The 10,776-nt window shown below is 68.0% G+C and carries 9 protein-coding genes; 4 read left to right on the top strand and 5 right to left on the bottom strand.

What is annotated here, in order from left to right; genetic code table 11:
* Positions 1 to 364 precede the first annotated feature (364 nt).
* Positions 365 to 1,846: a lipopolysaccharide biosynthesis protein gene (locus J7500_RS06100; RefSeq protein ID WP_294060633.1), complete on the top strand. Its 1,482-nt coding sequence runs from the start codon at positions 365 to 367 to the stop codon at positions 1,844 to 1,846.
* A 222-nt stretch (positions 1,847 to 2,068) separates the two neighbouring features.
* Positions 2,069 to 3,784 carry a heme peroxidase family protein gene (locus tag J7500_RS06095; protein ID WP_294060632.1) on the top strand — a complete coding sequence of 572 codons (1,716 nt, stop codon included), beginning with the start codon at positions 2,069 to 2,071 and terminating at the stop codon, positions 3,782 to 3,784.
* Between the two features lie 48 nt (positions 3,785 to 3,832).
* On the opposite strand, the gene J7500_RS06090 is transcribed toward J7500_RS06095, so the two are convergent.
* Positions 3,833 to 4,261: a CBS domain-containing protein gene (locus J7500_RS06090; RefSeq protein ID WP_294060631.1), complete on the bottom strand. Its 429-nt coding sequence runs from the start codon at positions 4,259 to 4,261 to the stop codon at positions 3,833 to 3,835.
* 65 nt (positions 4,262 to 4,326) lie between these two features.
* Here J7500_RS06090 and J7500_RS06085 point away from each other — a divergent pair, with 65 nt between their 5' ends.
* On the top strand, positions 4,327 to 4,626 hold the full coding sequence (locus J7500_RS06085; RefSeq protein ID WP_294060630.1) for a hypothetical protein: 300 nt from the start codon (positions 4,327 to 4,329) through the stop codon (positions 4,624 to 4,626).
* Between the two features lie 70 nt (positions 4,627 to 4,696).
* On the opposite strand, the gene J7500_RS06080 is transcribed toward J7500_RS06085, so the two are convergent.
* The 4 genes from J7500_RS06080 to hisS form a co-directional block, all read right to left on the bottom strand.
* Positions 4,697 to 5,425: a DUF4167 domain-containing protein gene (locus J7500_RS06080; RefSeq protein ID WP_294060628.1), complete on the bottom strand. Its 729-nt coding sequence runs from the start codon at positions 5,423 to 5,425 to the stop codon at positions 4,697 to 4,699.
* 254 nt (positions 5,426 to 5,679) lie between these two features.
* Positions 5,680 to 6,489, bottom strand: a complete 810-nt coding sequence (prmC, locus tag J7500_RS06075) for a peptide chain release factor N(5)-glutamine methyltransferase (protein ID WP_294060627.1) — start codon at positions 6,487 to 6,489, stop codon at positions 5,680 to 5,682.
* 124 nt (positions 6,490 to 6,613) lie between these two features.
* Complete coding sequence (gene prfA / locus J7500_RS06070; protein ID WP_294060626.1) at positions 6,614 to 7,687, bottom strand: peptide chain release factor 1; 1,074 nt, start codon at positions 7,685 to 7,687, stop codon at positions 6,614 to 6,616.
* Positions 7,684 to 9,006: a histidine--tRNA ligase gene (hisS, locus tag J7500_RS06065; protein ID WP_294060625.1), complete on the bottom strand. Its 1,323-nt coding sequence runs from the start codon at positions 9,004 to 9,006 to the stop codon at positions 7,684 to 7,686. Before hisS ends, prfA begins: the two co-directional genes overlap by 4 nt.
* 606 nt (positions 9,007 to 9,612) lie before the next feature.
* On the opposite strand from hisS, the gene J7500_RS06060 reads away from it, so the two are divergent.
* A complete protein-coding gene (locus tag J7500_RS06060) occupies positions 9,613 to 10,770 on the top strand; it encodes an efflux RND transporter periplasmic adaptor subunit (protein WP_294060624.1) in 1,158 nt (385 codons plus the stop codon).
* Positions 10,771 to 10,776 lie beyond the last annotated feature (6 nt).

The raw sequence follows: 10,776 nt of genomic DNA, 5'->3' as shown, positions 1-10,776 counted from the left end.
GTGTAAAGGACAAGTAGTCGGCTTAAGCTTTAACGATGTACCAGGCGCCCAGAAGCCGCCCAGACACCGAGCCGCCGCCCACATGTCCCTTCATCTAAATCACTATGTCAAAGAGCGCAAAAGACCGACGCCCCTGCCTACCCCTTTTTCTCGGGGCGACCTGTGCGCCTGGTTTTTGGTGACCGTGTCGCCGTTGGGCCGTTTCAGTGGCCCGCAGCGCCGCGGTGAGAGGGCATATATGTGGGGGTCTCCGATGCGTCAACAGGCTTTTGGAATTTTCTGTCTTTTTTCCGAAACACAGCCGGAAACCCGCGGAAATCCGTGCTTTCACTGCATATAAACCCCTGAAGCGCATGACGCTCCCATGACCGAATCAACCGCGCCCGCGCCGAATCAGGCGATCGAATCGCTGAAGCACCAGGTGCGCAGCGCAGTATTGTGGCGTTCGGGCACCCAGATCGCCGGGCAAATCCTCGCCTGGGGTTCCACGTTCGTGGTGCTCCGGCTGTTGAGCCCGTCCGACTATGGCCTGTTCGCCATGACTCAGGTCGTGCTGGTGCTGCTCAACATGCTGAACGGCTATGGCCTGGCGAGCGCACTGATCCAGCGCGGCGAGGCCGGCGTGCAGGCGCAGCGCCAACTCTTCGGCATGTTGCTGCTGCTCAACCTCGCGCTTGCCGCGGCGCAGGTCGCGCTCGCGCCCCTCGCCGCTGCCTATTACCGCCAGCCTTTGGTCGCCGACCTGCTGCGCGTGCAGGCCCTGCTCTATCTGGCGACGCCCTTCATCGCCCTCCCCCAGGCGCTGCTCTCGCGCGCGATGGACTTCAAGCTCCAGGCCAAGGCCAATCTAGCCTCGGGAGCCGCCGGAGCAGTGGCGGCGCTGGCGGGCGCGCTCGCGGGACTCGGCGTGTGGACGCTGGTGCTCGCGCCGATCGCGCTGTTCGGCGTCCGCGCGATCGCCCTCACCTGGGCGGCGCGGGCGCTGGTGCGCCCGAGCTTCGACTTCCGCGGCGCCGGCGACATGGCGCGCTACGGCGTAGTGATGGCGACCGGCCAGCTCTTCTGGTTCCTGCAGAGCCAGGCCGATGTGTTCATCGCCGGCCGGCAGTTCGAGCCGCACCTTCTCGGCATCTATACGACCAGCCTGTTCCTGACGCAGATCTTCGTCTCCAAGTTCGTGCCGCCGCTCAACGAAGTCGCCTTCTCGGCCTATGCGCGGCTGAAGGACGATCGCGCGGCGGTCGGCACTGCCTTCGTCAAATCGGCCCGGCTGATCATGACCGCGGCGATGCCCTTCTATCTGGGGCTCGCGGTAACCGCCGAGCCGCTCGTCGCGGTGGTGCTCGGGCCCAAATGGGCGGAGGCCGCCCCCGTGGTGCAATGGCTGGCGCTGGCGATGCCGATGATGACGCTGCAGACGCTCTATTCGCCTGCGAGCGACGCCTGTGGCCGACCCGGCATCAGCGCCCAGAACGGCGCGGCCGGTGCGCTCCTGCTGCCGATCGCGTTCCTGATCGGCGTGCGCTGGGGCGTGATGGGGCTCGTCGCGGCATGGTTCGCCGCCTATCCGCTCTACCTTGGCATCTCGACCTGGCGGACGCTGCCGGTGATCGGCGTACGGCTGCGCGACCTGGCAGCGGCGATCGCGCCGGCACTGCTCGCCTCCGCGGCGATGGCGCTGGGGGTGGCGCTGCTCGACCGGCTGCTGCCGGCGCTTCCCTCGGCGGCACGGCTGGCGCTGCTCGCGAGCACGGGCGCCGCGCTCTATGTCGGGCTGCTCTCTGCTTTCGCGCGGCCGATGCTGCGCGAAGTCGTCGCGCTGATTCGTGATCGGCCCGCACGGTAAATCAAGATCGGCCGAAGGTCCCCGCCTTAACGTCAGCCTCCAAGATGCTGCCCAGTATATGCAAATATTGAGCGTTTGACTCGCGCCTAAATCGGGGCGCTAATTGCCTCAGCGGGGGAAGATCCGTTCGAGTCTTCGAACCTAAGACACCCCGTTCCAGGGCCGCATAATGCTTTTCCATTTCAGCAACGCCATTCGCGCGAATGGCGAAAGGAGACGCTTATGCCTGACGTTCTCACACCTCCGAAGCCGCCCAAGCGGCCGACTCCCGTCGCCGACGGGCCGATCGCGCTCGATCCCCGCCAGCTCGCCCATGCCCGGCTCTTCTCTGCCGAAGCGCGCGACAAGGCGCTGCGCGTCATCGTGCGACACCCGGACCCCGACGCCGAGAAGACTCTGATCCCCGAGCGCAAGCTCTCGATCAATGCGCTGCGCCCCGATCTCAAGCGCTTCCACGGCGCCAAGATCGCGCTCACCTGGTTTCCCTGGTGGCTGTGGCGCACCCCGTGCAGCGACAAGTTCGGCTATCTGACGCCGGCGAGCATCCGCACCGCGACCAAGCTGCCCTTCGACTTCGCCACGCAGACGCTGCTCGGCAAGCTCGGCGACTTCATGGCCGATCCCTCGCGCGGCGCCGGCGCCGAATCGACGATCCCCGCGGGCTACACCTATTTCGGCCAGTTCGTGGACCACGACATCACGCTCGACATCTCCTCGACGCTCGATGCGCCGGTCGATGCGACGACGATCAACAACATGCGGACGCCGTCGCTCGACCTCGATTCGGTCTATGGGCGCGGCCCGGCGCTCGACGCCTTTCTTTACGACTTCCCGACCTCGGGCCCGCCGAGCGCAGTCAAGCTGCACCTGGGCACGAACACGCCTAGCGGCGCGGGCGGCCCGGGCGGTGCGGGCGGCTTCGGCGGAATGCAGGTCCAGACCGACTTCGACGTTCCGCGCGTGGTCAATCCGATCAATCCGGCGCTGTCGACCCAGACCGCGATCATCGGCGACCCGCGCAACGACGAAAATCTGATCGTCTCGCAATTCCACCACGCGATGCTCAAGTTCCACAACCAGGTGGTCGAGGGGCTGGTGGCCACGGGTTTCTCGGGCGACATCTTCGTCGAGGCCAAGAAGATCGTCACGCACCATTATCAATGGGCCGTGGTCCACGACTTCCTGGGCCGGGTGTGCGGCAATGCGGCGGTGTCGGCGGCGCTCTCGTCGGTGACTGCGGCGCCGAACAGCGCCTTCTCGATGCCGGTCGAGTTCGCCGTGGCGGCCTATCGCTTCGGCCATTCGATGATCCGCGACAGCTATTGGGTGAACTTCATCCAGATCGGCGCCACGCTCGACCAGGTCTTCGCCTTCGCGCGCAAGCCCAACCTGCCGGTGCTGTCGAACTGGGTGGTCGACTTCAACGCCTTCTTCTCGACCGGCTTCACCGTGCCGGTGAACAACAAGGCCAAGAAGATCGACAGCGTGCTCGCGCCCGGGCTCGACACGCTCCCGGGCTTCTCGGGCATGATGGCGATGCTGGCGACGCGCAACCTGCGCCGCGGGCTCGCGCTCGGGCTGCCCAGCGGCCAGGGCGTGGCGCAGCATTACGGCATCGCGCCGATGACCGCCGCGCAGCTCAAGCAGGGACTCCCCCCCGGCGAGGCCGCGCTGCTCGACAGCAACGGCGGCATCCTGCTCAGCAAGACCCCGCTCTGGTATTATTGCCTGCGCGAGGCCGCGGTGCTGAACAGCGGCAACCAGCTCGGGCCGGTCGGCGGGCGGATCGTCGCAGAGACCTTCGTGCGGATGCTCAAGCGCAACCCCGATTCCTATCTCAACGTGAGCGGGGGCTTCACGCCCGGGCTGCCCTCGGCAACCCCCGGCGACTTCACCGTCGCCGATCTGGTCAATTTCGCGGGCGTGACCGTGCCCTGACCTGCCGCGGGCCTCGCCGCCGTCTTCCGGCGGCGGCGGGGCCTCGCGTCACACCGCCTGGATATAGGCGCGCATCGCCTCCGCCTCGGACTCGATCCGTTCGATCCTGTACTTCACCAGATCGCCGATCGAGACGATGCCGACGCACCGTCCGCCTTCGAGCACCGGCAAGTGGCGCACGCGCCGCTTCGTCATCAGCGCGAGCGCGGCGAGCACCGATTCGCCCGGATCGACCGTGATCGCCGGCGAAGTCATCACTTCGCGCACCTGGCGATCGAGCGCGGCGGCGCCCTCGCGCTCGAGGCCGTAGATCACGTCGCGTTCTGAAAAGACGCCGACGACGGCGCCGCTTTGCATCACCGGCACTGCGCCGATCCGCCGCGTGGCGAGCAGTGCCACGGCTTCGGACACCTTGTGGTCGCCGTCGATCGAGACGACTTCGTGCCCCTTGCCCCCCAGGATTGCCGCGATCGTCATCGCTCGTCTCCGCTTTCGGGTTCAGGCGGTTGTTTCTCCCACGAATCGCCCCCAATTGCAAAGCCATGGAAGAGGATCGCCGCGACCTCGACGACCCCGAATATGCCGCCTTCGCCTGGGGGCGGTTCCGCCGCATCCTCGCCTGGATGGCGCTGGTGTCGCTCGCCACTGCGCTGATCGCGGACGGCGTGCTCTATTGGTCGCTGGGCGAGCTCAACTTCGTGACGGCGAGCGCCACCTTCCTGGGCGTATTCCTGACGATGATGCTCACCGCCGCGCTGATGAGGCTGATGTTCCTGAGTTCGGGCACCGGCCATGACGAGCGCGTCGAGGACCGGCTGAAGGGCGAGGTCGACCTCGACTGAACGAAAACATCCTCCCCCGCCGGGTGGCGGAGGAGGATGCTTGGTTTTCAGCGAATGGCGCGCCCGGCGATCAGGCCGCGGGCGCCTCGGCGTCGTCGCTCTTGCTCAGGCGGCGGCGGCGCGGCTTGGGAGCGGGCTCCTCGGCCTCGGCCGCGGTCTCGATCCCGAAGGCGGGCGGAAGAATCGCGGCGTCGATGCCCTGCGGAGCCTCGGCCGGAGCAGCCTCGCGGCGCGTGCGGGTGCGGCGGCGCGGCTCGCGCTCCTGGCGCTCCTCGCCTTCCTCGCGCGCTTCGACCGCCGGTTCGGCGGGTTCGGCGTGGTTGCCGTTAGCATAGCCGTTGCCGTTGCCGTTGCCGTTGCCGTTGGCGCGGCCGTTGCGGCGATCTTCGCGACCCTCGCGCTCTCGGCGCGGCTGGCGATCTTCCCGAAATTCGCGCTGTTGGCGTTCTTCGCGGGGCTCGTCGGTGCGGTTGCCCTCGGCCTCAAATTCGAAATCCTCGTCGTCGCCGTCGACATCGTCGCGCTGGCGACGCTGCTGGTTCTGCTCCTCGAAGCGCGAGCGGGTCTCGCTCAGCACGCGGAAATAGTGGTCGGCGAACTGGAGATAATATTCGGTGTTGACCCGATCGCCCTGCATCTGCGCGTCGCGGGCGAGGTTCTTGTACTTCTCGAGCAGCTGCGCCGCATTGCCGCGCGCGCGATTGTCGATGCGGTTGCCATTGCCCTGGTTGGGGTTGCCACCCTGGCGCTGCTGACCGCCACGGCCGCGACGGCGGCCGTTAGCTTGACGATTGTTCATCAAGGTCTGTCTGTCCTGTCTGTTTAAGCCGTCCGTCGATCCACTCGGTCCCGGATGCACGTTACAAATGCGGCAGGGCCGGACACCGGCGCTACCGCTCGCCATGGCCGCCGGACTGCAGCGGCTCGCATGACTTGGAGTGGGCCACAGCCCCAAATTTCAACGACTTGGTTGAAAGTGCCTTGCCCCGGCGCCGTTCTTAGCCCGTGCAGCACCAATCTCCAAGCAGAAATATGGGACGCGCGAGCCGGCTTTCAAGTAAGCCGTATCGCGCGGGGACGGTCGCCCAGATCCTTATAGACGCGCGGGCTGAGTCCCTGTTCCGCCGCCAGCGAAGAAACCGCTTCGGCCTGGGTATGGCCGATCTCGAGCAGCGCGCAGCCGCCGGGCGCGAGCAGCCGCGGAAGCTCGGGAATGATGCGGCGATAATCGTCGAGCCCGTCGGCGCCGGCGAAGAGCGCGGACGCCGGCTCGTGCTCGCGCACCTCCGGCGGGAGCGGCTCGTCGGTGCCGATATAGGGCGGGTTGGCGAGGATCAGGTCGAAGCGACCCTCGACCCCCCCGGCCCAGTCACCGAGGCGGAATTCGGCGCGCGACGCCATGCCGAGCCGCTCGGCATTGGCACGGGCATAGCCGAGCGCCTTCTCCGACGCGTCGATGCCGAGACCCTGCGCCTCGGGCCATTGGTCGAGCGCAGCGAGCAGCAGCGTGCCGGGTCCGGTGCCGAGATCGAGGATGCGGGTGGGCGCGCGCGTGCCGAAGAATTCGACCGCCGCCTCGAGCAGCGTCTCGCTGTCGGGCCGCGGCACCAGCGCGCCGGGGCCGACCTGGAGATCGATCGTCCAGAAGGCGCGCGTGCCGGTGATGTACGCGACCGGCTCGTGCGCGAGGCGGCGCCGGATCAGCGCGTCGAAGCCGGCGGGCACGACGTCGTCGAGGTGGCGGAGCAGCAGTTGGTCGCGGGTGGTGTCGAGGGCGTGCGCCATTAGCAGCTCGGCGTCGAGACGGGGGGTGTCGGAGATGGGGGTGAGGGTGCGGGTGGCCGCGACGAGGGCGGCACGCACTCCCCCTCCCGCTTGCGGGAGGGGGCTGGGGGGTGGGCCCCCGCTCACAACACGCCGAAACCGAGGAGGAGGCCGGGGGCCCACCCCCTGCCCCCTCCCGCAAGCGGGAGGGGGAAAAAGTGCCTCACGAATCCAGCTGCGCCAGCCGGTCGGCTTCGTCCTGGGCGATCAGGGCGCCGATCAGCTCGTCCAATTCGCCTTCCATCACTTCGGGGAGGCGGTGCAGCGTCAGGTTGATTCGGTGGTCGGTCACCCGGCCCTGCGGGAAGTTGTAGGTACGGATGCGCTCGGAGCGGTCGCCCGAGCCGACCATCGAGCGGCGCGCGCCGGTGCGCTCGGCATTCAGCCGCTCGCGCTCGGCCTCGTAGAGGCGGGTGCGCAGCACCTTCATCGCCTTGGCCTTGTTCTTGATCTGCGAACGCTCGTCCTGCTGGATCACCACGGTGTTGGTGGGCAAGTGCGTGATGCGCACCGCCGAATCGGTGGTGTTGACGCCCTGCCCGCCCGGCCCCGACGAGCGATAGATGTCGATCCGCAGGTCCTTTTCCTCGATGCGGATATCGGCTTCCTCGGCCTCGGGCAGCACCGCGACGGTCGCCGCCGAAGTGTGGATGCGCCCGCCCGCCTCGGTCGCCGGCACGCGCTGGACGCGGTGGACGCCGCTTTCGAACTTCAATTTGGCGAACACGCCGACGCCGGTGACGCCGAGCACGATTTCCTTGAAGCCGCCGGCTTCCGATTCGGAGGCCGAGATCAGCTCGACGCGCCAGCCCATGCGATCGGCATAGCGCTGGTACATGCGCATCAGGTCGCCGGCGAACAGCGCGGCCTCGTCGCCGCCCACGCCGGCGCGGATCTCGAGCATCGCCGAGCGCTCGTCGGCGGCATCCTTGGGGAGCAGCGCGAGCGCCAGCGTGCGCTCGGCGACCGCGAGCGCCTCGCGATTGGCGTGGAGCTCCTCCTCGGCCATGCCGCGCAGCTCGGCATCGGCATCCTGCGTCATGTGCTGGAGCGATTCGGCTTCCTGGCGCAGCCGCCGGACCTCGCTCGCGGCGAGCGCCACGGGCTCGAGCTCGGCATATTCTTTGGAGACCTGGACGAACTTGTCGCCCGGCAGGTCGCCCGTCGCCATCTGCGCCTGGAGCTCGTCGCGGCGCGCCTCGATCGCGGCGATACGGTCGGCGGGGATCGAGATCATGCGCGCGCCAGCCGTTCGGAAAGCGGAGGAGCCGCTTCGCCGCTCTCTTCCAATGCGTCGTCTTCGAAGATCAGATCGAACACGCCTTGCGGAATCCAGCCGAGTTGCATCGGGGCTTGCTCGCCGGTCTTGAGCGACTTGACCGTCACCTCACCTCGCGCAAGTTCGTCCTCACCCAGAATGAGCACGTAACGCGCTCCGGCAGCATCGGCTTTCTGCATCCGGCGCTTCATATTGCCCCGAAACGCCATATCGGCAGAAACGCCGGCGCGACGCAGATCTGCAGTGATCCCTTGCGCGCGGACCGCAGCGGCGTCTCCCATGGGAATGACGACTGCATCGACGCCAGCTTCCTTCGGCTCGTCGATCAGCATCGCCAGCCGCTCGACGCCGGCCGCCCAGCCCACGCCCGCCGTCTCCGGCCCACCGAGCGAGCCGATCAGCCCGTCATAGCGCCCGCCCGCGAGCACCGTGCCCTGCGCGCCGAGCCGGTCGGTGACGAACTCGAAGGCGGTGTGGCGATAATAGTCGAGCCCGCGCACCAGCCGGCTGTTGCGCGTCCACTTGACGCCCGCCGCGTCGAGACCGTCGGTCACTGCCTTGAAGAAGGCCGCGGCGTCCTCGGTCAGGTAGGCGTCGATGTCGGGGGCGCTGTCGGCGATCGGGCGGTCGCGCGGGTCCTTCGAATCGAGGATGCGCATCGGGTTCTTCTCGAGCCGCGTCAGGCTGTCCTCGGACAGGTGGTACCTGTGCGCCTCGAAATGCGCGACGAGCGCGGTGCGCCAGGCGTCACGCGTCTCCGCATCGCCCAGCGTGTTGAGCTGGAGCGTCACGCCGTCATGGATTCCCAGCTCGTGGAGCAGCTGGTCGGCGAGCACGAGCAGCTCGACGTCGGCGGCGGGCTCGGGTGCGCCGATGATCTCGGCGTCGATCTGGTGGAACTGGCGGAAGCGGCCCTTCTGCGGGCGCTCGTAGCGGAACACCGGGCCCGAGGTCGCGAGCTTGAGCGGCGCGAACTGCTGCCAGCCCTCGGTGATATAGGCGCGCGCGATGCCGGCCGTGAATTCGGGGCGCAGCGTGATCGAATCGCCGCCGCGATCCTCGAACGTGTACATCTCCTTGGAGACGACGTCGGAGGTCTCGCCCATCGAGCGCGCGAAGACGCCGGTGGCCTCGAAGATCGGGATCTCGAGCCGCTGGAAGCAATAGAGCCGGCGGACATGGTCGAAGGTCTCGAGCACGCGCGCGAAACGGCGCTGCTCCTCGCCGAAAATGTCCTGGGTGCCCCGGATCCGATTGGGGGTTTCGATACGTGCCATTGGGGGCGGGTTACTAAGGGGTTCGCGAAACTTGCGCCACTCCCTTTAATTCGCCGGCGAGACACCCATATTGTCATTCGAGTTCAACAACATGGAAGGAGGTGATCGAATGTCTCATTGTCACACGCCGACTGCGGCGCCCAGCAAGGCATCGGTCCGCTCCGTCGGAGCGCTTGCCTGAGGGCACCAAGTAGCACGCCGCTCGCCGCAGCGGCCGGCAATGGAGAGGCCGTCTTCCGCAAGGGAGGCGGCCTTTCGCATGTCCGGGAGCCCTGTTCGGGAATGCGCCCTTCGGCGCATTGCGGCACCGGCCCGCTCCCCCACCCGGCCACCCATATGATACTGCCGTTGGGTGGCCGGGTGGGGAGCGGGCCGGTGCCGCTTCGAAATGCACCCTTCCGCGCATTTCCGAGCAGACCCTGACATAATCTGATACATTTCTTCGATAGAAGCCGCGCAACCCGCGGTCTATGGGGCGGGTTTCGGACTGAATTGCGTCCGCTCCCCGGCGGGCGCGCAGAGCGGATCAACGAATTGCGAGCCAATCCTCCGACCTTCTCACGCCGGACGCGCACCGTCATTGCCGCGACGGCTCTTGCCTCTGCAATGCTCCTCGCCTCCTGCTCCGGCGGAGGCCAGGCCGAGAAGAAGGGCCGCGGACCGAGCGGACCGGCGCAGGTCGGCTATGTGGTGGTGCAGGCGGCCGACGTGCCGGTGACCGCCGAGCTGGCGGGCCGGGTGACGGCGTTCCAGACTTCCGAAGTGCGCCCGCAGGTGGCGGGCATCGTCCAGAAGCGGCTGTTCCGCGAAGGCTCGCTCGTCCGCGCCGGCCAGACGCTCTACCAGATCGACCCGAGCCTCTATCAGGCCCAGGCCGCCCAGGCCTCGGCCAACCTCCAGAGCGCGCGCGCCAGCGCCGAGGCGGCGCAGGTCCGCGCCCAGCGCTACCGCCCGCTCGCCGAGATGGAGGCAGTCAGCAAGCAGGACTATACCGACGCCGCCGCCCAGGCGCGCCAGGCGCAGGCCGCGGTGGCGCAGAACGGCGCGCAACTGCGCACCGCGCAGATCAACCTGCGCTTCACGCGAGTCCCCGCGCCGATCACCGGCCGAATCGGCCGATCGCTGGTGACCGAGGGCGCGCTGGTCACCGCCAACCAGGGCGAGCCGCTGGCGGTGATCCAGCGGCTCGACCCGATCTTCGTCGACATCCAGCAGTCGAGCGCCGACATGCTCTCGATGCGCAAGGCGCTGGCCAAGGGCGGAGTCGCGCCGGCGAGCGCGACCGTGCACCTGAAGCTCGAGGACGGCAGCGACTATGGCTATTCCGGCACGGTCGAATTCGCCGAAGTGATGGTCAACGCCAACACCGGCACCGTGACGCTGCGCGCGCGCTTCCCCAATCCCGAGGGGCTGCTGCTTCCCGGCATGTTCGCCCGCGCGATCTTCGACCAGGCGATCAACACCCGCGCGATCCTGGTGCCGCAGGCAGGCGTCGCGCGCGATCCGCGCGGCAACGCCACCGTCTTCGTCGTCGGCCCGGGCAACCGCGCCGTGGCGCGCTCGGTCGTCGCCGAGCGCACGCTGGGCGCCAACTGGGTGGTGACCCAGGGTCTCGCCCCCGGCGACAAGGTGATCGTGCAGGGCACCGCGAACCTGCGCAACGACGCCGAGATCCGCCCCGTACCCTATACCGCTCCGCAGCGCATCGAGGCGCCCAAGCGCGGCCAGGGCGCGCAGGGCGGCGCCACCAAGAAGGGCGGCTGATCCGGC

It is taken from the genome of Sphingomonas sp. (genome assembly GCF_017744835.1).
GTDB lineage: Bacteria > Pseudomonadota > Alphaproteobacteria > Sphingomonadales > Sphingomonadaceae > Sphingomonas.
The sequence above is the reverse complement of the archived record's forward strand: the minus strand, read 5'-3'. Positions and strand labels throughout refer to the sequence as shown.